We start from the raw sequence: 21,483 nt of genomic DNA on the forward strand, positions 1-21,483 counted from the left end.
TCTTTAGGAAGGGCGAAGTCCCTATACTTGCCGACCAGGTCCAAAAACCTGAGACCAACCTATTCCGGATTACCTAACTGAAGCAGGCACGAGGTGCGTGGTGGATTTCCCTTCCCGTTTTGAAGTGATCGTCATCGGCGGCGGTCATGCCGGTACCGAGGCAGCACTGGCGTCAGCACGTATGGGGGCAAAAACCCTGTTGCTGACGCATAACGTGGAAACCCTCGGTGCCATGAGTTGCAACCCTGCCATTGGCGGGATTGGCAAGAGCCACCTGGTCAAGGAAATCGATGCCCTCGGCGGCGCGATGGCCATGGCTACCGACAAGGGTGGTATTCAGTTTCGCGTGTTGAACAGCCGCAAAGGCCCGGCCGTGCGAGCCACTCGTGCTCAAGCCGATCGGGTTCTGTACAAGGCCGCTGTCCGTGAAGCCCTGGAAAACCAGCCGAACCTGTGGATATTTCAACAAGCCGCCGATGACCTGATCGTCGAACAGGAAACCGTGCGTGGTGTTGTCACCCAAATGGGTCTGCGTTTCTTCGCCGATTCCGTGGTGTTGACCACGGGCACCTTCCTCGGTGGACTTATCCACATCGGGATGCAGAATTATTCCGGCGGTCGCGCCGGTGATCCGCCATCGATTGCCCTGGCTCACCGTTTGCGTGAATTGCCACTGCGTGTCGGTCGCTTGAAAACCGGTACGCCACCGCGCATCGACGGTCGTTCCGTGGATTTCTCGGTGATGACCGAGCAAGCCGGCGACACGCCGATCCCGGTGATGTCGTTCATGGGGTCCAAAGAGCAGCACCCGAAACAGGTCAGTTGCTGGATTACCCACACCAACGCCCGCACCCACGAAATCATTGCCGCGAACCTCGACCGTTCGCCGATGTATTCCGATGCCGGGCTGATCGAAGGCATCGGCCCGCGTTATTGCCCGTCGATCGAAGACAAGATCCACCGCTTTGCCGATAAGGAAAGCCATCAGGTCTTCATCGAACCGGAAGGCTTGACCACACACGAGCTGTACCCGAACGGGATATCCACAAGCTTGCCGTTCGACGTGCAATTGCAGATCGTGCAATCGATCCGTGGCATGGAAAACGCGCACATCGTTCGTCCGGGCTACGCCATCGAATACGATTATTTCGATCCGCGTGACCTGAAGTACAGCCTGGAAACCAAAGTGATTGGCGGCCTGTTCTTCGCCGGACAAATCAACGGCACCACCGGTTACGAAGAAGCCGGCGCCCAGGGTTTGCTGGCCGGAGCCAACGCTGCGCTGCGTGCTCAGGGCAAAGATGCCTGGTGTCCGCGTCGCGATGAGGCGTACATCGGGGTGTTGGTCGATGACCTGATTACCCTGGGTACCCAGGAACCGTACCGGATGTTCACGTCCCGGGCCGAATACCGGCTGATCCTGCGCGAAGACAACGCTGACTTGCGTTTGACCGAAAAAGGCCGCGAACTGGGTCTGGTGGATGACGCCCGTTGGGCAGCGTTCTGCAAGAAACGCGAAAGCATCGATCTCGAAGAGCAGCGCCTGAAAAGTACCTGGGTTCGCCCGGGCACCGAGCAAGGCGATGCGATTTCCGAGAAGTTCGGTACACCGCTAACCCACGAATACAACTTGCTCAATCTGCTAAGCCGTCCGGAAATCGACTACGCTGGTCTGATCGCCGTGACGGGCGGTGGCGCAGAAGACCCACAGGTCGCCGAACAGGTCGAAATCAAGACCAAGTACGCCGGCTACATCGATCGCCAGCAGGATGAAATCGTTCGTCTGCGGGCCAGCGAAAATACCAAACTGCCGGTGGATATCGATTACACGAACATCTCCGGTCTCTCAAAAGAGATCCAGAGCAAGCTCGGTGCGACCCGTCCGGAGACATTGGGCCAGGCGTCGCGTATCCCGGGCGTGACCCCGGCAGCCATTTCGCTGTTGATGATTCATTTGAAAAAACGCGGCGCGGGCCGTCAGTTGGAGCAAAGCGCTTGAGTTCGTTGGTCACCTCGCAACATGCAGAAGAGTTATCCACAGGTGCTCGCCAGCTCGGTGTCACACTGACAGAAACCCAGCACGCGTTGCTGCTGGGTTATCTGGCCCTGTTGATCAAATGGAACAAGGCCTACAACCTGACCGCCGTGCGCGATCCGGACGAAATGGTCTCCCGTCACTTGCTCGACAGTCTGAGTGTGATGTCGTTTGTGGAAAACGGTCGCTGGTTGGACGTTGGCAGCGGCGGCGGCATGCCGGGTATTCCGCTGGCCATCCTGTTTCCAGAGTCCCAGGTAACCTGCCTGGACAGCAACGGCAAGAAAACCCGCTTCCTGACCCAGGTCAAACTCGAACTCAAACTGGATAACCTGCAAGTTATCCACAGTCGCGTTGAAAGTTTCCAGCCAGAACAGCCGTTCAACGGGATCATCTCCCGGGCGTTCAGCAGCATGGAAAATTTCAGCAACTGGACTCGCCACCTCGGCGACCGCGATACACGCTGGCTGGCAATGAAGGGCGTTCATCCCGCCGATGAGCTGGTAGCATTGCCGGCAGACTTCCACCTCGATAGCGAACACGCCCTGGCCGTACCCGGTTGCCAAGGCCAACGCCATCTGCTGATACTGCGCCGCACGGCATGATTGGGAACACAAGCAAGAATGGCTAAGGTATTCGCGATAGCGAACCAAAAGGGTGGTGTGGGCAAGACCACCACCTGCATCAACCTCGCAGCTTCCCTGGTCGCTACCAAGCGCCGGGTGTTGTTGATCGATCTCGATCCACAGGGCAACGCCACCATGGGTAGCGGTGTGGATAAACACGGCCTGGAAAACTCGGTCTACGACCTGTTGATCGGTGAGTGCGACCTGGCCCAGGCCATGCACTACTCCGAACACGGTGGTTACCAGCTGTTGCCGGCCAACCGCGATTTGACGGCGGCCGAAGTGGTGCTGCTGGAAATGCAGATGAAGGAAAGTCGTCTGCGCAGCGCGTTGGCGCCGATCCGTGAAAACTACGATTACATTTTGATCGACTGCCCGCCGTCGCTGTCGATGTTGACTCTGAACGCGTTGGTGGCAGCCGATGGGGTAATTATCCCCATGCAGTGCGAGTACTTCGCGCTCGAAGGTTTGAGCGACCTTGTGGATAACATCAAGCGCATCGCCGAACTGCTGAACCCGAACCTGAAAGTCGAAGGCCTGTTGCGGACCATGTATGACCCGCGCCTGAGCCTGATGAACGATGTCTCGGCCCAGCTCAAGGAACACTTTGGCGAGCAGCTCTACGACACCGTGATTCCACGCAACATCCGCCTGGCCGAAGCGCCAAGCTATGGCATGCCGGCGCTGGCGTACGACAAATCATCGCGTGGCGCCATCGCCTACCTGGCATTGGCTGGCGAACTGGTTCGCCGTCAGCGCAAAAACTCACGCACCGCCGCCGCCCAGGCAACTTAAGGAATCCCCATGGCCGTCAAGAAACGAGGTCTCGGACGTGGACTGGATGCACTGCTGAGTGGTCCGACTGTCAGCTCGCTCGAAGAGCAAGCGGTACAAGCCGATCAGCGTGAGCTGCAACACCTGCCCCTGGACCTGATCCAGCGTGGCAAGTACCAGCCGCGTCGGGACATGGACCCCCAGGCGCTCGAAGAACTGGCGCAGTCGATCAAGGCCCAGGGCGTGATGCAGCCGATCGTGGTTCGCCCGATTGGCAACGGCCGCTTCGAAATCATCGCCGGCGAACGCCGCTGGCGTGCCAGCCAGCAGGCTGGCCAGGAAACCATCCCGGCGATGGTTCGCGATGTGCCGGATGAAACCGCCATCGCCATGGCGCTGATCGAGAACATTCAGCGCGAAGACCTCAATCCGATCGAGGAAGCGGTAGCCCTGCAGCGTTTGCAGCAGGAATTCCAGTTGACCCAGCAACAGGTCGCCGAGGCTGTGGGTAAGTCCCGCGTTACCGTCGCCAATTTGTTGCGTTTGATCGCGTTGCCGGAAGTCATCAAGACCATGCTTTCCCACGGCGACCTTGAAATGGGCCACGCACGTGCTTTACTGGGTCTGCCGGAGAATCAGCAGGTTGAGGGGGCGCGACACGTTGTCGCACGCGGACTGACCGTGCGCCAGACTGAGGCACTGGTTCGCCAGTGGCTGAGTGGCAAACCGGAGCCGGTGGAAGCTGCAAAACCAGACCCGGATATCGCCCGACTCGAGCAGCGCCTGGCCGAGCGCCTAGGCTCTGCGGTGCAGATCCGCCACGGAAAGAAGGGCAAAGGGCAGTTGGTGATTGGCTACAACTCTCTCGACGAGCTTCAAGGCGTGCTTGCACACATCCGCTGAAACATTTCCTCATGTAGCGCGCAGTCGGAAATCACTACCTGACAGTTGAATAGGGGCTGAACCGCCCCTATACTCTGCGCGCATTTTGTCGGCACAAATTATGCCAAGTTATTGAATTCTGGCAGCCGACCATTGGGGAGTAAAAGTGATGGAAACCCGCACGCCAAACCGCTTGCCGTTCCATCGCCTGGCAGTTTTTCCGGTGTTAATGGCTCAATTTATCGTTTTGCTCATCGCCGCTTTGGCGTTGTGGCAATGGTACGGAGTCGTTGCCGGGTACTCAGGACTCTGCGGAGGCCTGATAGCCTTGTTACCCAATGTTTATTTCGCTCACAGGGCATTTCGGTTTTCCGGCGCCCGAGCAGCTCAAGCCATCGTCCGGTCTTTTTATGCCGGCGAGGCGGGCAAATTAATTCTGACGGCAGTGCTCTTTGCATTGACGTTTGCAGGTGTGAAGCCATTGGCGCCGTTAGCTGTATTCGGCGTCTTCGTGTTGACCCAACTGGTCAGCTGGTTCGCGCCCCTGCTGATGAGAACAAGACTTTCGAGACCTTAGGGCGTTTGAGGCAACCATGGCAGAGACAACCGCTTCGGGCTATATCCAGCACCACTTGCAGAACCTGACCTTCGGTCAGCATCCTACCGGCGGCTGGGGCTTTGCCCACACCGCAGCAGAGGCCAAGGAAATGGGCTTCTGGGCTTTCCATGTCGATACCCTCGGCTGGTCGGTCGCGTTGGGTCTGATCTTCGTTCTGATTTTCCGCATGGCGGCAAAGAAGGCGACTTCCGGTCAACCAGGTGCTTTGCAGAACTTCGTTGAAGTATTGGTCGAATTCGTCGATGGCAGCGTGAAAGACAGCTTCCATGGCCGTAGCCCGGTGATTGCACCGCTGGCACTGACCATCTTCGTCTGGGTCTTCCTGATGAACGCCGTCGACCTGATCCCGGTCGACTGGATTCCTCAGCTGGCCATCCTGATTACTGGCGATGCGCACATTCCATTCCGTGCCGTATCGACCACTGACCCGAACGCTACCCTGGGCATGGCCCTGTCGGTGTTCGCGTTGATCATTTTCTACAGCATCAAGGTCAAGGGCATCGGCGGCTTCATCGGCGAACTGACCCTGCATCCTTTCGGCAGCAAGAACATTTTCCTGCAAGCGCTGTTGATCCCGGTGAACTTCCTGCTGGAATTCGTCACCCTGATCGCCAAGCCAATCTCTCTGGCACTGCGTCTGTTCGGCAACATGTATGCCGGCGAGCTGGTCTTCATTCTGATTGCTGTGATGTTCGGCAGCGGTCTGCTCTGGCTTAGCGGCCTGGGCGTAGTTCTGCAGTGGGCGTGGGCTGTGTTCCACATCCTGATCATCACCCTGCAGGCGTTTATCTTCATGATGCTGACCATCGTTTACTTGTCGATGGCGCACGAAGAGAACCATTAAGACCAGTCTCGACTAGTCTGATGTCCCACTCGGTCAAACGAGTGGGTGCCCGAACAGGGCTTATGAAACGATTTGTTTTACCGCTTTAAAATCTAAAAAACCTAAACCATACGACGTAAAAGTCGGGAGGAAAGATGGAAACTGTAGTTGGTCTAACCGCTATCGCTGTTGCACTGTTGATCGGCCTGGGCGCACTGGGTACCGCAATTGGTTTCGGCCTGTTGGGCGGCAAGTTCCTGGAAGGCGCAGCGCGTCAACCAGAAATGGTTCCAATGCTGCAAGTCAAAATGTTCATCGTTGCCGGTCTGCTCGACGCCGTAACCATGATCGGTGTTGGTATCGCTCTGTTCTTCACCTTCGCGAACCCATTCGTTGGTCAACTCGCTGGCTAATCACTCGAACCTTCGAGTGATTGGTTTGATGTGCAACGAACGAGCGAGGTGTTGGCGTGAACATTAATGCAACCCTGATTGGCCAGTCCGTTGCGTTCTTCATTTTTGTACTGTTTTGCATGAAGTTCGTGTGGCCTCCGGTCATCGCGGCTTTGCACGAACGTCAGAAGAAGATCGCGGATGGACTGGACGCTGCCGCCCGAGCAGCTCGCGACCTGGAGCTGGCCCAAGATAAAGCGGGTCAGCAACTGCGCGAAGCTAAGGCTCAGGCAGCTGAAATCATTGAGCAAGCCAAGAAACGCGGTAACCAGATTGTTGAAGAGGCCGTTGAAAAGGCCCGTATCGACGCTGACCGTGTGAAGGTTCAGGCTCAGGCCGAGATCGAACAGGAACTGAACAGTGTCAAAGACGCGCTGCGTGCCCAATTGGGTGCACTGGCTGTCGGCGGCGCCGAGAAGATCCTGGGTGCCACAATCGATCAAAACGCGCACGCGGAGCTGGTAAACAAACTGGCTGCTGAAATTTAAGCGAGGGCGATCATGGCAGAATTGACCACGTTGGCCCGACCTTACGCTAAGGCAGCCTTCGAGCACGCCCAGGCCCACCAGCAACTGGCCTCTTGGTCAGCCATGCTCGGCCTGGCTGCAGCAGTGTCGCAAGACGACACCATGCAGCGCGTGCTCAAGGCCCCGCGACTGACGAGCGCAGACAAGGCCGCCACGTTTATTGACGTGTGCGGCGACAAGTTCGATGCCAAGGCACAGAATTTCATTCACGTCGTTGCCGAAAACGACCGTCTCCCGCTTTTGCCGGAGATTTCCGCTCTGTTCGACCTGTACAAGGCTGAACAAGAGAAGTCGGTAGACGTTGAAGTGACCAGTGCTTTTGCATTGAACCAAGAACAGCAAGACAAACTCGCCAAGGTTCTCAGTGCACGACTCAACCGGGAAGTGCGCCTGCAAGTCGAGGAAGACAAATCCCTTATTGGGGGCATTGTCATCCGCGCCGGCGACCTGGTTATCGATGGCTCGGTTCGCGGCAAACTCGCGAGCCTTGCCGAAGCATTGAAATCTTGAGTTTGAAGGGGCAGCAGAGCAATGCAGCAACTCAATCCTTCCGAAATAAGTGAAATTATCAAGGGCCGCATCGACAAGCTCGATGTGACCTCCCAAGCCCGTAACGAAGGCACAGTCGTCAGCGTATCTGACGGTATCGTGCGGATTCACGGTCTGGCCGACGTCATGTACGGCGAGATGATCGAGTTTCCGGGCGGCGTCTTCGGTATGGCCCTCAACCTTGAGCAAGACTCTGTAGGCGCCGTTGTATTGGGCTCCTACCAGTCTCTGGCTGAAGGCATGAGCGCCAAGTGCACTGGCCGCATCCTCGAAGTTCCGGTTGGTAAGGAACTGCTGGGTCGCGTAGTCGACGCACTGGGTAACCCTGTTGACGGCAAAGGTCCACTGGGCAACACCGAGACCGACGCGGTCGAGAAAGTTGCTCCAGGCGTGATCTGGCGTAAGTCGGTAGACCAGCCTGTACAGACTGGCTACAAGGCTGTCGATGCCATGATTCCTGTCGGCCGTGGCCAGCGTGAGCTGATCATCGGTGACCGTCAGATCGGTAAAACCGCTCTGGCGATCGACGCGATCATCAACCAGAAAGACAGCGGCATTTTCTGCGTCTACGTAGCGATCGGTCAGAAGCAATCGACCATCGCCAACGTTGTTCGCAAGCTGGAAGAAAACGGCGCACTGGCTAACACCATCGTCGTGGCAGCGAGCGCTTCGGAATCTGCAGCACTGCAATTCCTGGCACCGTACTCCGGTTGCACCATGGGTGAATTCTTCCGCGACCGCGGTGAAGACGCGCTGATCGTTTATGACGATCTGTCCAAGCAAGCAGTGGCTTACCGCCAGATTTCCCTGCTGCTGCGCCGTCCACCAGGCCGTGAAGCTTACCCAGGCGACGTGTTCTATCTCCACTCCCGTCTGCTGGAGCGCGCATCCCGCGTTTCGGAAGAATACGTAGAGAAGTTCACCAACGGCGCAGTGACCGGCAAAACCGGTTCCCTGACCGCACTGCCGATCATCGAAACCCAGGCTGGCGACGTTTCCGCGTTCGTTCCGACCAACGTGATTTCCATCACCGACGGTCAGATCTTCCTGGAATCGGCCATGTTCAACTCCGGGATCCGTCCTGCTGTGAACGCCGGTGTTTCGGTATCCCGTGTGGGTGGTGCCGCTCAGACCAAGATCATCAAGAAGCTCTCCGGTGGTATCCGTACCGCTCTGGCTCAGTATCGTGAACTGGCGGCATTCGCCCAGTTCGCTTCTGACCTGGACGAAGCGACCCGTAAGCAACTTGAGCATGGTCAGCGCGTTACCGAGCTGATGAAGCAGAAGCAATACGCACCAATGTCGATCGCTGACATGGCGCTGTCGCTGTATGCCGCTGAGCGTGGGTTCCTGACTGACATTGAAATCGCCAAGATCGGCAGCTTCGAACAAGCGCTGATTGCTTTCTTCAACCGCGATCACGCCGATTTGATGGCGAAGATCAACGTGAAGGGTGACTTCAATGACGAAATCGACGCTGGCATGAAAGCCGGTATCGAGAAGTTCAAGGCCACCCAAACCTGGTAAGCCGCAGCGGGAGCCGCAAGGCTCCCGCTTGCTAACCTGATAGGTGTTACATGGCAGGCGCAAAAGAGATTCGCAGTAAGATTGCGAGCATCAAAAGCACGCAAAAGATTACCAGCGCCATGGAAAAAGTGGCGGTCAGCAAAATGCGCAAGGCACAAATGCGCATGGCTGCTAGCCGTCCTTACGCGGAGCGCATCCGCCAGGTTATTGGTCATTTGGCCAACGCTAACCCGGAATATCGCCACCCATTCATGATCGACCGTGAAATCAAGCGTGTTGGTTATGTTGTAGTGAGCAGTGACCGTGGTCTGTGTGGTGGCTTGAACACCAACCTGTTCAAGGCCTTGGTCAAGGACATGGCGAAAAACCGTGAAAACGGCGTCGAGATCGATCTGTGTGTAGTTGGTAGCAAGGGTGCGGCTTTCTTCCGCAACTTCGGCGGTAACGTCGTAGCAGCTATCAGCCACCTGGGTGAAGAGCCATCGATCAATGATCTGATTGGCAGCGTCAAGGTGATGCTGGATGCCTACCTCGATGGTCGTATCGACCGTTTGAGCGTTGTGTCCAACAAGTTCATCAACACCATGACGCAACAGCCTACCGTGGAGCAGTTGATTCCACTGGTGGCGACCCCGGATAAAGAACTCAAGCACCACTGGGATTATCTCTACGAACCGGATGCCAAAGAGCTGCTTGACGGCTTGATGGTTCGCTACGTGGAGTCGCAGGTTTACCAGGCGGTGGTCGAGAACAACGCGGCTGAACAAGCTGCGCGGATGATCGCGATGAAGAACGCTACCGACAACGCCGGTGATTTGATCAGCGATTTGCAGCTGATCTACAACAAGGCGCGTCAGGCTGCGATCACCCAAGAGATCTCGGAAATCGTCGGCGGCGCTGCCGCGGTTTAACGGTTCAAATATTCAGAGGATCCAGCTATGAGTAGCGGACGTATCGTTCAAATCATCGGCGCCGTTATCGACGTGGAATTTCCACGCGACAGCGTACCGAGCATCTACAACGCGTTGAAAGTACAAAGCGATGCCGGCACCACTCTGGAAGTTCAGCAGCAGCTGGGCGACGGCGTGGTTCGTACCATTGCGATGGGTTCCACCGAGGGCTTGAAGCGCGGTCTGGAAGTCACCGACTCTGGCGCAGCCATCTCCGTACCGGTCGGTAAAGCGACCCTGGGCCGGATCATGGACGTCCTCGGTAACCCGATCGACGAAGCTGGCCCGATCGACACCGAAGAGCGCTGGGGCATTCACCGTCCTGCGCCAACCTTCGCTGAACAAGCGGGCGGCAACGACCTGCTGGAAACCGGCATCAAGGTTATCGACCTGGTTTGCCCGTTCGCCAAGGGCGGTAAAGTCGGTCTGTTCGGTGGTGCCGGTGTAGGCAAAACCGTAAACATGATGGAACTGATCCGTAACATCGCCATCGAGCACAGCGGTTATTCCGTGTTCGCCGGTGTGGGTGAGCGTACTCGTGAGGGTAACGACTTCTACCACGAGATGAAGGATTCCAACGTTCTGGACAAAGTGGCACTGGTTTACGGTCAGATGAACGAGCCGCCGGGTAACCGTCTGCGCGTAGCACTGACCGGCCTGACCATGGCCGAGAAGTTCCGTGACGAAGGTAACGACGTTCTGCTGTTCGTCGACAACATCTATCGTTACACCTTGGCCGGTACTGAAGTATCCGCACTGCTGGGCCGTATGCCTTCCGCAGTAGGTTACCAGCCGACCCTGGCCGAAGAGATGGGTACTCTGCAAGAGCGTATCACTTCGACCAAAAACGGTTCGATCACCTCGATCCAAGCGGTATACGTACCTGCGGATGACTTGACTGACCCGTCGCCAGCGACCACTTTCGCCCACTTGGACGCCACCGTCGTTCTGTCCCGTGACATCGCTTCCCTGGGTATCTACCCAGCGGTCGATCCACTCGACTCGACTTCGCGCCAGCTGGACCCGAACGTGATCGGCCAGGACCACTACGACACCGCTCGCGGCGTCCAGTACGTTCTGCAGCGTTACAAAGAACTGAAGGACATCATTGCGATCCTGGGTATGGACGAGCTGTCGGAAGCCGACAAGCAGTTGGTAAACCGTGCTCGTAAGATCCAGCGTTTCTTGTCGCAGCCGTTCTTCGTGGCTGAAGTCTTCACCGGTGCCTCGGGTAAATACGTTTCCCTGAAAGACACCATTGCTGGCTTCAAAGGCATCCTCAACGGTGACTACGACCACCTGCCAGAACAAGCGTTCTACATGGTCGGCGGCATCGAAGAAGCGATCGAGAAAGCCAAGAAACTGTAATCCCGGCGCCCGGCAACGGGCGCTAATTTAGGTTGAGGCAATCAGATGGCTATGACAGTCCATTGCGATATCGTCAGCGCGGAAGGAGAAATCTTTTCCGGCCTGGTCGAGATGGTGATTGCGCACGGTGCACTGGGTGATCTTGGTATCGCCCTGGGTCACGCGCCGCTGATCACTAATCTCAAGCCGGGCCCGATCCGCCTGATCAAGCAGGGCGGGGAAACCGAGGTGTTTTACATCTCCGGTGGTTTCCTCGAGGTTCAGCCGAACATGGTCAAGGTTCTTGCCGACACCGTGCAACGTGCTGCCGACCTGGATGAAGCCTCCGCTCAGGAAGCCGTTAAGGCTGCCGAGAAGGCCTTGCATGAACGTGGCGCGGAATTCGATTACGGTTCTGCTGCTGCACGTCTGGCCGAGGCGACAGCTCAGCTGCGCACCGTCCAGCAGATCCGCAAGAAGTTCGGCGGCGGTTAATTCGTCGTCGACTTGTTGTGCGATTGATTAAAAAGGGTAGCCTCGGCTACCCTTTTTTCTTTTTCGCCTTTCATAACCCGGTCGCAGTTGCTGACCACCCAGGATTGGTAGCCAGTCATGTCTCTTGAAATCGTAATCCTCGCTGCCGGCCAAGGCACGCGCATGCGCTCGGCGTTGCCCAAGGTGTTGCACCCGATTGCCGGCAACTCAATGCTGGGCCATGTTATCCACAGCGCCAGGCAACTCGATCCGCAGGGCATCCATGTCGTGATCGGCCATGGCGCCGATGCGGTGCGTGAACGTCTGGCTGCGGATGATCTGAATTTCGTGCTGCAGGACAAGCAACTGGGCACCGGGCATGCGGTGGCGCAGGCCGTCCCGTTCATCAAGTCCGACACCGTGCTGATCCTTTACGGCGACGTGCCACTGATCGAAGTCGAGACCCTGCAACGCCTGCTCAAGCAGGTGGCACCGCAGCAACTGGGCTTGCTCACCGTCGAACTGGATGACCCGACCGGTTACGGCCGTATCGTGCGTGATGCCGACGGCAAGGTCACGGCCATCGTCGAGCAGAAAGACGCTAACGAAGCCGAGCGCAAGATCACCGAAGGCAACACCGGGATTCTGGCGGTACCGTTTGAGCGTCTGGGCGACTGGATGAGCCGGCTCTCCAACAACAACGCTCAGGGCGAGTACTACCTGACCGACGTGATTGCCATGGCGGTTAGTGATGGTCTGGTGGTGGCCACCGAACAACCGGTTGATGCCATGGAAGTGCAGGGTGCCAACGATCGCAAGCAACTCGCCGAGCTTGAGCGTCACTATCAGTTGCGCGCCGGTCGTCGCTTGATGGCCCAGGGCGTGACCCTGCGCGATCCGGCCCGTTTCGATGTGCGCGGTGAGGTCACCGTCGGCCGCGATGTGCTGATCGACATCAACGTGATCCTCGAAGGCAACGTGGTGATCGAAGACGACGTGGTCATCGGTCCGAACTGTGTGATCAAGGACAGCACCCTGCGCAAAGGCGTGGTGATCAAGGCCAACAGTCATATCGAAGGCGCGATTCTGGGCGAGGGCAGCGATGCCGGCCCGTTCGCGCGTTTGCGTCCTGGCACCGTGCTGGAGGCGCGCGCCCATGTGGGTAACTTTGTCGAACTGAAGAACGCGCATATGGGCGAGGGTGCCAAGGCCGGTCACCTGACTTACCTGGGCGATGCCGAAATCGGCGCGCGCACCAACATTGGTGCCGGCACCATCACCTGCAACTACGACGGCGCCAACAAGTGGAAAACCGTGTTGGGTGAAGATGTGTTTATCGGTTCCAACAATTCGTTAGTGGCGCCTGTGGATATCTCGTCGGGTGCAACCACCGCGGCCGGTTCAACTATTACGCAGAATGTGGATAACGCGCAGTTGGCCGTCGGCCGGGCACGGCAGAAGAACATCGATGGCTGGAAGCGGCCGGAGAAAATCAAGCAGAGCTGAGTTATCCACAGAGCATCGTGGCAATCATTAGATCGCCTTCGCGGGCAAGCCTCGCTCCTACAGATATCACCGTCTGTAGCAGCGAGGCTTGCCCGCGATGCTTTTATCCACAGATCTTTTTTCTTGCGCTGGCTTGACGAAGTTTCGCCAATAGGTTTTGATTGCTTTCGTTATCTTTCGAATCGAAACTTACCCGCTCATGTCAAAGCGCAATACACCTCAACGCCGTCACAACATCCTCGCCTTGCTCAACGAGCAGGGGGAAGTCAGCGTGGACGAATTGGCCAAGCGCTTCGAGACGTCGGAAGTGACGATCCGCAAAGACCTCGCCGCCCTTGAGAGCAATGGCCTGCTGCTGCGCCGTTACGGTGGCGCGATCACCATGCCGCAGGAATTGGTCGCTGACCTTGGTCAACCGGTGTCCAAGTACAAGCAAGCCATCGCTCGCGCCGCCGTGCTGCGGATTCGTGAGCATGCGCGGATCATCATCGACAGCGGCAGCACCACCGCCGCCATGATTCCGGAACTCGGCCAGCAGCCGGGCCTGGTGGTGATGACCAATTCCCTGAATGTGGCCAACGCCCTGAGCGAGTTGGAGCATGAACCGGTGCTGTTGATGACCGGTGGCACCTGGGACCCGCATTCCGAATCCTTTCAGGGGCAAGTCGCCGAGCAGGTACTACGCTCTTACGACTTCGACCAGTTGTTTATCGGTGCCGATGGCATCGATCTGGTCCGTGGCACCACTACCTTCAATGAATTGCTGGGCTTGAGCCGCGTCATGGCCGAAGTCGCCCGGGAAGTGGTGGTAATGGTCGAAGCCGACAAGATCGGCCGCAAGATTCCCAACCTGGAACTGCCCTGGAGCAGCGTCCATACCCTTATTACCGATGATCGCCTGCCACGTGAGGCACGGGATCAGATTCAGGCTCGCGGGATCAATTTGATCCTCGCGGCTGTCAGTCAGGAGAAATAGCATGTGTGGAATTGTCGGCGCCGTCGCAGAACGTAACATCACCGCCATCCTGCTCGAAGGGCTCAAACGCCTGGAATACCGTGGTTATGACAGCGCCGGTGTGGCGGTTTTCACCAATGACGGGATCCTTGATCGCCTGCGCCGTCCGGGCAAGGTCAGCGAGCTGGATCAGGCCCTGGCCGAGACGCCGCTGGTCGGTCGCCTGGGCATCGCCCACACCCGTTGGGCCACCCATGGCGCCCCTTGTGAACGCAACGCTCACCCGCACTTCTCCGGGCAGAACCTGGCCGTCGTGCACAACGGCATCATCGAGAACCACGAAGCCCTGCGTGAGCAATTGAAGGCTCAGGGTTACGTGTTCACCTCAGACACCGACACCGAAGTCATTGCCCACCTGCTGGCGCATAAACTCAAGGATCTGCATGATCTGACCGTGGCCCTCAAGGCGACTGTCAAAGAGTTGCACGGTGCTTACGGCCTGGCGGTGATCAGCGCCGACCAACCGGATCGCCTGGTCGCCGCCCGCAGTGGCAGCCCGCTGGTGATCGGTCTGGGCCTGGGGGAAAACTTCCTCGCCTCCGATCAACTGGCCCTGCGTCAGGTGACCGACCGCTTCATGTACCTCGAAGAAGGCGATATCGCCGAGATTCGCCGCGACAGCGTGCAGATCTGGGACATTGACGGCAAAGTCGTTGAGCGTGAAGCGGTGCAATACGGTGACAATGCCGAATCCGCCGAAAAGGGCGAGTACCGCCACTTCATGCTCAAGGAAATCCACGAGCAACCTACGGTCGTGCAACGCACGCTGGAAGGGCGTCTGAGCCAGCAACAAGTTTTGGTGCAAGCCTTCGGTCCAGAGGCGCCCGAGTTGTTCGCCAAGGTTCGCAATGTGCAGATCGTCGCCTGCGGCACCAGCTACCACGCCGGTATGGTTGCCCGTTACTGGCTCGAAGAGCTGGCCGGCATTCCGTGCCAGGTCGAGGTCGCCAGCGAATTCCGTTACCGCAAAGTGGTGGTGCAACCCGACACCCTGTTCGTGACCATTTCCCAGTCCGGTGAAACCGCCGACACCCTGGCCGCGCTACGCAATGCCAAGGAACTGGGCTTTCTCGCCAGCCTGGCGATCTGCAACGTCGGCATCAGCTCGCTGGTGCGTGAATCCGACCTGACCCTGCTGACCCAGGCCGGTCGCGAAATCGGCGTGGCCTCGACCAAAGCCTTCACCACTCAGCTGGTCGGTCTGCTGTTGCTGACCCTGTCCCTCGGTCAGGTACGTGGCACATTGGCCAAAGGCGTCGAAGCCACCCTGGTCGAAGAACTGCGTCGCCTGCCAACCCGTCTGGGCGAAGCCCTGGCCATGGACAGCACCGTGGAAAAAATCGCCGAGCTGTTCGCCGACAAGAACCACACCTTGTTCCTTGGTCGTGGCGCGCAGTATCCAGTGGCGATGGAAGGCGCTCTGAAACTTAAAGAGATCTCCTATATCCACGCCGAAGCCTACCCGGCCGGCGAACTGAAACACGGCCCGCTGGCGCTGGTGGATAACGACATGCCAGTGGTCACCGTGGCGCCGAACAACGAATTGCTGGAGAAGTTGAAATCCAACCTCCAGGAAGTCCGCGCCCGGGGCGGCGAGCTGATTGTCTTCGCTGACGAAAAGGCTGGCATGACCAATGGCGAAGGCACTCACGTGGTGCAGATGCCGCACATCCACGACATCCTGTCGCCGATCCTCTACACCATCCCGTTGCAGCTGCTGTCGTACTACGTCGCGGTGTTGAAAGGCACGGACGTTGATCAGCCGCGCAACCTGGCGAAGTCGGTGACGGTGGAATAAGTTATCCACAGACGTCACTTATATAGTGGTCTCAAGTAATAAAAACTGTCGAAGCTTGGAGACCTGCTGGGTCTCCAAGCTTTATGCCTGCGCTTGACCCGGTCAACCAGTGCCGCCAAATCGGTCCCTCCTTTGTTTTGACATGCTCCTCCAAATACAAAACGAAGAATCACTACGTTCGTACGTTGAAAGAAATATATACATGGGCTGGAAACAGCCACATATGGAACTATTCGAACGCCTTTCAAAATATTCCATTGGAACTGCGGATGTTAAAGTTATAGCTTCAGTTCTTAACTAGAGAGGTTGTTATGGCTTTAATCGTTAATTGCACCATCACACTAACTATCCTCAATATTCAAACTTTAAAAATATTCAGGATTTGTCATATTCCCAAAGGAAATACATCTCCGCTGGATATTGCTACGGCTTTGATCGAATGACAGCAGGCTCTGCCCGGAGTGTGCCAGAGGAGATTTAAAGAGTCTTGGGTTCTCTTACTGGCGAAGACCTCAGAAAGATTCCGGAGACCAACGCGACAACGATGAACTCTTCAATCAGCTTATGGCTGAGGTTTTTCACGGCGCAGTCAATCAGTTCGCTGCGGTCGCAGGTCGTGACGATTTCTACGCCGGCCGGCAGACTGCTTTTCACCTCTTCGAGTCTGGTCTTGACCACCTCGATAGTCTCGCGAGCATTCTTGCCGCTGCGCAGGATCACCATGCCGCCGACGGTCTCGCCCTCGCCATCGAGTTCGGTTCTGCCGCGACGCATTTCTGGCCTTAGTTGAATCGTGGCGACATCATCAAGGTGACCGTCACACTACCCGGACCCAGTTTGAGCGGAATTGCTCGAAAGTCATTGAGGGTCTTCAGGTAGCCGGAAGCCTGCACGATGAACTCGGTCTCCGCCATCTCCAGCACGGCCCCACCGTTTTTATGATTGGCCTTGCCGATCGCCTCGGTCACCTCAGACTGCGTGACACCCACGGTGGCCACTTCCGCAACGTTCGGTAAGGTCTTGAGCTCGAACTTGAGGAACCAGCCTGCAAGGCGCGCAGTTGCGCCAATCCAGCGAGCCAAGCGGCCTCGACGCTCGCGTCGGCAATGCCAACTGCCAGCCACTGGCATATTGCAACAACAACTCCCGATTGACGGAGGGCTCCTGGACCACCAACGGAATCAGGGTTACGGGGGGACGTCCTGTTTGTGGTAGCGAATCCAGTAGGCGAGGGTCTTGGGTTTAAGATCATGTTGTTAGCAGTAAGCGGACTGAGGATGTTGGCTGGTCGCCGGGCCTGGACATGTTTTGCCAAATATTTGCGCCGCGCGTGCGTCGTTTCCATGCGAATCTCTCGTTGGGAAAAGCACAGGATGCGGGCTGGAATCCTTTAGCAGAAGGTGGGTCGGCCGGACGCTTACGATAGAGTTTGAAAGGCGTTACGCAGAGACGCCTGGAGAGTGTCTAGAAAACCCGGGGCGATTCATTATCGACTATCGTCAGCATTTTTGACGCTCATAATTTCTATTTCCATGTTTGTAAACTTGAGTAAGCCTGATAATGACTACCTTACTTTCCTCACAATCTATCAGTTACGAAAGTACCTTTGGCCCTTTGTTCGCTGATATTTCCTTCGGCCTTAAAAAAGGTGACCGCATCGGCCTGATTGGTCATAACGGTTGTGGCAAAAGTAGCTTGTTGAGAATCCTCAGCGGCGAGCTCGCTGCCACTTCCGGCACCATTACCCTGTCAAGCCAATGCCGGATGGCACGGGTTGAGCAGCATCTGCCCGCCGACCTGAATGCTTACACACTCCTCGAGGCGGTAATCAACCATGCTCCAGACAGTTTGCATCAATACGAACGCTGGCAGGTCGAAGCGCTGCTGGCCAGTTTGGGGTTTGATGAAGCTGCTTGGAAACTGACCGCCGGAACGCTCAGCGGAGGGCAGCACACGCGCCTTCTGCTGGCCCGTGCACTGATCCGACAGCCGGACTTATTGTTGTTGGACGAACCCAGTAACCATTTAGATCTGCCGACGTTACTTTGGCTTGAGAACTTTCTGAAAACCTGGGGGGGCAGCTTTGTCTTGGTATCCCATGACCGCAGTCTTTTAGATAACGTCACCAACTGCACCTGGGTATTGCGCGACAAGACCCTGCAATTTATTCGACTACCCTGCACGCAGGCGCGTGAAGCTCTAGCAGAGAAAGATACTGCAGATACCCACCGCCGTCAGGCCGAGCAAAAAGAGATTGACCGAGTTACGAAAAGCGCTAAACGGCTGGCAATCTGGGGCAGCGTCTACGATAGCGAGAAGCTGGCGCGCAAAGCCAAACAAATGGAGAAACAGGTCGACCGGATGAAGGATGATCAAACTCAGGTCACTGCCGGTACTCAGTGGCAGTTGCGTCTTAATGGCGAAGCGTTAACAGCCGACCGGTTGTTAGAGCTATCTCATTTGCAGGTTCGACCTGCGTTAGATGCGCCAGTGCTGTTCGAACTGGACGAAATCCGGGTTAAATGCGGTGACCGGATTGCACTGGTCGGCCGCAACGGCTGTGGTAAATCTTCACTCCTGCATACGTTATGGCGAGCCTTCTGCTATCCAGAGACAATGGAGGATGGCGTGGTATTCCACCCGAAAGTACGCGTCGGTTACTATGATCAGAGCCTGCAGCAGCTGCGTGATGATGACACCTTAAACGAAGCACTTGTCCCTTTTTCATCGCTTACAGAAGACCAGAGGAAAATGGCACTAATTAGTGCCGGTTTCCCGTACCTGCGCCATCAACAAAAGGTGAGCACCCTGAGCGGCGGCGAGCGTTCACGGTTGTTGTTTATCGGTCTCACACTGGCAAACTATTCGTTGTTGTTGCTTGATGAGCCGACTAACCACCTAGATATGGAAGGCAAAGAGGAACTGGCGGAAACGCTGAAGATGTTCAGCGGCGCTGTATTGCTGGTTTCTCACGACCGCACACTGATTGAGCACAGCTGTAATCGTTTCTGGTTAATAGATAAACATCGGCTAAGAGACTGGCACGCGCTAGCGCCAGTGTATGCCAATCTGGCAAATGCTCATGTGCCCGCCATGTTAGCCGCGCCGTTACAGGATGAACGATCGTTTGTATTGCCAGAAACAGAAGAACTCCTACTGGCGACTCTGTTGGATCTGGAAAGTAAACTGGAGGAGGACCTAGCTCGAAAAGTCAAGCACCAGAAGCCTGAGTTACAGCGCGAGTGGCAGCAACAGATTGCTCAGCTCGGCGTTCTGCTAGATTTAGGGTAGAGGGTAGAGCACGGCCAAGCAGCTATAAACATCACGACAAAGACAGTGTGCTGTTCTGGGTCAGGCGCAATTCGAATACGCCAAGGCGCAACTGCGTTGCCAAGGTCGAGCAACTCTTCCAGGTGATTAAGGCGCGCTTCAATCACCGCAACGTTGGTCACCACGGATTGGAAAAGAATACAGCGCAATTATTCAGCCTGTTCGGTTTTGCCAAACTGATGCTGACCAAGAGGTACTTGCAACACGCTGTGGAATCAATCCGCTTGAAACGCGGTGTGTGTTCACCATAGTCGTTTCGGATCATCGACAACATGGGACGTCAGTGCTCACTTCGTTGGTGGGTGACTACGACCGCGCAGCCGCTCGTGGTACCGATGGACGCCGATCCTCCCCGCAATGCTGCCAGCGCTGCAGACTGTGCAACGATAGACCTTGATCTGCTCAACATACAGGTCTTTGTACCGACCATACTCTGCCAACTGAACCTCATTGAAACTGGAGCCTTCTAGCACCACCCGGAAACCAAGTAACGACCACAAACCTCTCGGTTTTGCTGCAACTCGCGGTTGATGGTCGATCTATGCAATCCGACGCTGAGGCCCTGGACATCACCGATTTAAATGGTGGCGCGCTTTTCTGCGCTCAGTTCGTGACGAGAAATGTCGCAGCACCGTATCGGAAAGGTCGGGTGCTGCACTCAGTCTCTGCGGCCGCCATGTTTTTTTACCGCTGCGGGCGAATTACAGCAGCTATTTCTCCTATTACGGATGGACTGACACATACACTTACAAAGAGTACATTTGCGTAATACTGGAACATGGTCTTTATTCAGAGAGGCGCTGATTAGTTCCGACATTACGCGGCTTCTCTCTGATAAAACAGGACCTCCTGCTTGATTCCGGACCGAAAAGCCAAACTAATCAGTGGCTGCTAAATCTAAAATTGTTACTACCTCATCTTTTAACTAATGAGAATACAAAATGAAAAATGAAGAAGTGATTGAATATGTATTGGAATCAGACAACCCTAATGCTTTTTCTGCTACCACTGAGAATGAAGATGTCTCTTTCTTCATGGATTTAGCAGATGATGAACTGATGCTTCAAGCTGTTTTCGGCCGCTGTTAATAGTTCGCTAGGACTATGATAAAAAAGGTCATTCATTATGTTTGACCTTTTTTATACCAATAGCAATCTATTGAGCAAGGATTATTCCTTTGGAAAATAAAAATATAATTCTTCTTGAGAGCATTGATGCTAGTGACGCAATGTCATTTCAAAAAAATTACCTCATGAATGAAAAGCCAGTCATTCTAAAAGGAATGGGAAAGGATTGGCCTGCCATTAGGCGCTGGTCTGCAGATTTTTTCAGAAATACTTATGGGCACGTTAAAGTGCCTGTCTGTTACTACAAGACAAAACGGCAAGAACTTTATAAAGACCAAACTAAAATGACTCTGGGAGAATACATATATTTAGCAGAAAGAAATAACGCTTTTGATAATAACGCTGAGTTACCCTATTTGGGTGGATGGATTTATCATAAAGAGTTTCCTGAGCTTCTAGATGATATAGACATGACCCTACCTTGTTTTCCTGATAATTGGTTATACAAACTACCGTCTTCGATTTCAATACCACCGACAAATTTGCTTATCGGCTATCAACATGTATCAAGCCCTCTCCATACAGATTCTTTTTTTGTTAATTCTGTATTAACAATGATTGTGGGTGAAAAAAAAGCACGCTTGGTATCGCCATCTCACACGTTTGCAGTTTCGAATGGACAAGATTTATTTAATTCTGACATTGCTAATGAGGTACTGAAGCACGGTGCCGATATTTTTGAAGGTGCAATATCGGCAGGTGATGCATTATATATTCCCCCTGGTTGGTGGCATAACGTAATCAACTGTGGATTCACTATAGCTGTTCAAAATTTACATGTAGACACTTATAGATTTCCACTTTTTGAACAACAAATGCGTGGATTCGTTCTACCCCTATTAAGTAAAATCGAAGATTTAGGGAGGGAGGCTAGGGAAGAATTATTTAAAGCAGAAAAGACACTATCCCCACCCTTATCTCATAAGATCGGGGCGTTTGTTGAGCATGAAAAAAATTATATTATGTTTCTTAAAAAATCAGCAAAAAAATCTGAAGATTACCTAAGTGGTTATCATCAGTAGAATTCTAGTGGTTAAGGAACAACGGATTCATAAGACCTACATTGACAACGCATTAACTAAATGATCTTTTGGTACGCTAGTTTGCGGTAAATGTTATCTA

19 protein-coding genes and 2 pseudogenes are annotated in these 21,483 nt (G+C 55.3%); 20 read left to right on the plus strand and 1 reads right to left on the minus strand.

The annotated features are described in order from the left end of the window. The first annotated feature begins 100 nt into the window (after positions 1-100). From mnmG to glmS, 16 genes are all read left to right on the plus strand, one after another. Positions 101-1,999 (plus strand): tRNA uridine-5-carboxymethylaminomethyl(34) synthesis enzyme MnmG, encoded by a 1,899-nt coding sequence (mnmG, locus tag HKK52_RS20505; RefSeq protein ID WP_169372339.1) that lies wholly within the window; start codon positions 101-103, stop codon positions 1,997-1,999. After that, on the plus strand, positions 1,996-2,640 hold the full coding sequence (gene rsmG / locus HKK52_RS20510; RefSeq protein WP_123515490.1) for a 16S rRNA (guanine(527)-N(7))-methyltransferase RsmG: 645 nt from the start codon (positions 1,996-1,998) through the stop codon (positions 2,638-2,640). Before mnmG ends, rsmG begins: the two co-directional genes overlap by 4 nt. An 18-nt stretch (positions 2,641-2,658) precedes the next feature. Continuing rightward, positions 2,659-3,456, plus strand: coding sequence for a ParA family protein (locus HKK52_RS20515; RefSeq protein WP_092275719.1), 798 nt, complete (start codon positions 2,659-2,661; stop codon positions 3,454-3,456). 9 nt (positions 3,457-3,465) lie between these two features. Then, positions 3,466-4,338 carry a ParB/RepB/Spo0J family partition protein gene (locus tag HKK52_RS20520; protein WP_123408557.1) on the plus strand — a complete coding sequence of 291 codons (873 nt, stop codon included), beginning with the start codon at positions 3,466-3,468 and terminating at the stop codon, positions 4,336-4,338. Positions 4,339-4,486: 148 nt separating this feature from the next. Beyond that, positions 4,487-4,894 carry a F0F1 ATP synthase subunit I gene (locus HKK52_RS20525; RefSeq protein WP_054048155.1) on the plus strand — a complete coding sequence of 136 codons (408 nt, stop codon included), beginning with the start codon at positions 4,487-4,489 and terminating at the stop codon, positions 4,892-4,894. A gap of 16 nt (positions 4,895-4,910) precedes the next feature. Then, positions 4,911-5,780: a F0F1 ATP synthase subunit A gene (atpB, locus tag HKK52_RS20530; protein ID WP_169372340.1), complete on the plus strand. Its 870-nt coding sequence runs from the start codon at positions 4,911-4,913 to the stop codon at positions 5,778-5,780. A 134-nt stretch (positions 5,781-5,914) separates the two neighbouring features. Next, the gene (gene atpE, locus HKK52_RS20535; protein WP_002555987.1) at positions 5,915-6,172 is read left to right on the plus strand and encodes a F0F1 ATP synthase subunit C; all 258 of its coding nucleotides are present in this window, start codon (positions 5,915-5,917) and stop codon (positions 6,170-6,172) included. A gap of 56 nt (positions 6,173-6,228) precedes the next feature. Further along, on the plus strand, positions 6,229-6,699 hold the full coding sequence (locus tag HKK52_RS20540) for a F0F1 ATP synthase subunit B (RefSeq protein WP_008027535.1): 471 nt from the start codon (positions 6,229-6,231) through the stop codon (positions 6,697-6,699). Positions 6,700-6,711: 12 nt separating this feature from the next. Then, positions 6,712-7,248 (plus strand): F0F1 ATP synthase subunit delta, encoded by a 537-nt coding sequence (locus HKK52_RS20545; RefSeq protein ID WP_059403768.1) that lies wholly within the window; start codon positions 6,712-6,714, stop codon positions 7,246-7,248. Between the two features lie 21 nt (positions 7,249-7,269). Continuing rightward, positions 7,270-8,814 (plus strand): F0F1 ATP synthase subunit alpha, encoded by a 1,545-nt coding sequence (gene atpA / locus HKK52_RS20550; protein ID WP_121732610.1) that lies wholly within the window; start codon positions 7,270-7,272, stop codon positions 8,812-8,814. A gap of 50 nt (positions 8,815-8,864) precedes the next feature. Continuing rightward, entirely contained in the window at positions 8,865-9,725 is an 861-nt protein-coding gene (gene atpG, locus HKK52_RS20555; protein WP_123515499.1) for a F0F1 ATP synthase subunit gamma, read from the plus strand. A gap of 27 nt (positions 9,726-9,752) precedes the next feature. Further along, complete coding sequence (gene atpD, locus HKK52_RS20560) at positions 9,753-11,132, plus strand: F0F1 ATP synthase subunit beta (RefSeq protein WP_123408561.1); 1,380 nt, start codon at positions 9,753-9,755, stop codon at positions 11,130-11,132. A gap of 45 nt (positions 11,133-11,177) precedes the next feature. Next, positions 11,178-11,606, plus strand: a complete 429-nt coding sequence (locus HKK52_RS20565) for a F0F1 ATP synthase subunit epsilon (protein ID WP_169372341.1) — start codon at positions 11,178-11,180, stop codon at positions 11,604-11,606. Positions 11,607-11,723: 117 nt separating this feature from the next. Further along, positions 11,724-13,091, plus strand: coding sequence for a bifunctional UDP-N-acetylglucosamine diphosphorylase/glucosamine-1-phosphate N-acetyltransferase GlmU (glmU, locus tag HKK52_RS20570; protein WP_169372342.1), 1,368 nt, complete (start codon positions 11,724-11,726; stop codon positions 13,089-13,091). Between the two features lie 199 nt (positions 13,092-13,290). After that, the gene (locus HKK52_RS20575) at positions 13,291-14,067 is read left to right on the plus strand and encodes a DeoR/GlpR family DNA-binding transcription regulator (RefSeq protein ID WP_169372343.1); all 777 of its coding nucleotides are present in this window, start codon (positions 13,291-13,293) and stop codon (positions 14,065-14,067) included. Position 14,068: 1 nt separating this feature from the next. Next, positions 14,069-15,904, plus strand: coding sequence for a glutamine--fructose-6-phosphate transaminase (isomerizing) (gene glmS / locus HKK52_RS20580; protein ID WP_169372344.1), 1,836 nt, complete (start codon positions 14,069-14,071; stop codon positions 15,902-15,904). Between the two features lie 513 nt (positions 15,905-16,417). Here the strand turns inward: glmS and HKK52_RS20585 are convergent. After that, a pseudogene (locus tag HKK52_RS20585) lies at positions 16,418-16,973 on the minus strand (efflux RND transporter permease subunit); the annotation flags it as partial. A 491-nt stretch (positions 16,974-17,464) separates the two neighbouring features. Here HKK52_RS20585 and HKK52_RS20590 point away from each other — a divergent pair. The 4 genes and pseudogenes from HKK52_RS20590 (at position 17,465) to HKK52_RS20600 (ending at position 21,383) form a co-directional block, all read left to right on the plus strand. Continuing rightward, on the plus strand, positions 17,465-19,195 hold the full coding sequence (locus HKK52_RS20590; RefSeq protein WP_169372345.1) for an ABC-F family ATP-binding cassette domain-containing protein: 1,731 nt from the start codon (positions 17,465-17,467) through the stop codon (positions 19,193-19,195). An 8-nt stretch (positions 19,196-19,203) separates the two neighbouring features. After that, positions 19,204-19,485 (plus strand): annotated as a pseudogene (locus HKK52_RS32670) (transposase); the annotation flags it as partial. A 690-nt stretch (positions 19,486-20,175) separates the two neighbouring features. After that, positions 20,176-20,322: a hypothetical protein gene (locus tag HKK52_RS20595; protein WP_169372346.1), complete on the plus strand. Its 147-nt coding sequence runs from the start codon at positions 20,176-20,178 to the stop codon at positions 20,320-20,322. Between the two features lie 89 nt (positions 20,323-20,411). Further along, a complete protein-coding gene (locus HKK52_RS20600; RefSeq protein WP_169372347.1) occupies positions 20,412-21,383 on the plus strand; it encodes a cupin-like domain-containing protein in 972 nt (323 codons plus the stop codon). Positions 21,384-21,483 lie beyond the last annotated feature (100 nt).

Source organism: Pseudomonas sp. ADAK2 (genome assembly GCF_012935755.1).
Lineage (GTDB): Bacteria > Pseudomonadota > Gammaproteobacteria > Pseudomonadales > Pseudomonadaceae > Aquipseudomonas.

Coding starts and splice junctions, on each gene's coding strand:
- atpA (WP_121732610.1), top strand. CDS start 7,270: ATGCAGCAACTCAATCCTTCCGAAATAAGTGAAATTATCAAGGGCCGC.
- HKK52_RS20520 (WP_123408557.1), top strand. CDS start 3,466: ATGGCCGTCAAGAAACGAGGTCTCGGACGTGGACTGGATGCACTGCTG.
- HKK52_RS20525 (WP_054048155.1), top strand. CDS start 4,487: ATGGAAACCCGCACGCCAAACCGCTTGCCGTTCCATCGCCTGGCAGTT.
- HKK52_RS20595 (WP_169372346.1), top strand. CDS start 20,176: ATGAAAAATGAAGAAGTGATTGAATATGTATTGGAATCAGACAACCCT.
- glmU (WP_169372342.1), top strand. CDS start 11,724: ATGTCTCTTGAAATCGTAATCCTCGCTGCCGGCCAAGGCACGCGCATG.
- HKK52_RS20565 (WP_169372341.1), top strand. CDS start 11,178: ATGGCTATGACAGTCCATTGCGATATCGTCAGCGCGGAAGGAGAAATC.
- HKK52_RS20545 (WP_059403768.1), top strand. CDS start 6,712: ATGGCAGAATTGACCACGTTGGCCCGACCTTACGCTAAGGCAGCCTTC.
- atpB (WP_169372340.1), top strand. CDS start 4,911: ATGGCAGAGACAACCGCTTCGGGCTATATCCAGCACCACTTGCAGAAC.
- atpE (WP_002555987.1), top strand. CDS start 5,915: ATGGAAACTGTAGTTGGTCTAACCGCTATCGCTGTTGCACTGTTGATC.
- HKK52_RS20590 (WP_169372345.1), top strand. CDS start 17,465: ATGACTACCTTACTTTCCTCACAATCTATCAGTTACGAAAGTACCTTT.
- HKK52_RS20515 (WP_092275719.1), top strand. CDS start 2,659: ATGGCTAAGGTATTCGCGATAGCGAACCAAAAGGGTGGTGTGGGCAAG.
- atpG (WP_123515499.1), top strand. CDS start 8,865: ATGGCAGGCGCAAAAGAGATTCGCAGTAAGATTGCGAGCATCAAAAGC.
- glmS (WP_169372344.1), top strand. CDS start 14,069: ATGTGTGGAATTGTCGGCGCCGTCGCAGAACGTAACATCACCGCCATC.
- atpD (WP_123408561.1), top strand. CDS start 9,753: ATGAGTAGCGGACGTATCGTTCAAATCATCGGCGCCGTTATCGACGTG.
- HKK52_RS20575 (WP_169372343.1), top strand. CDS start 13,291: ATGTCAAAGCGCAATACACCTCAACGCCGTCACAACATCCTCGCCTTG.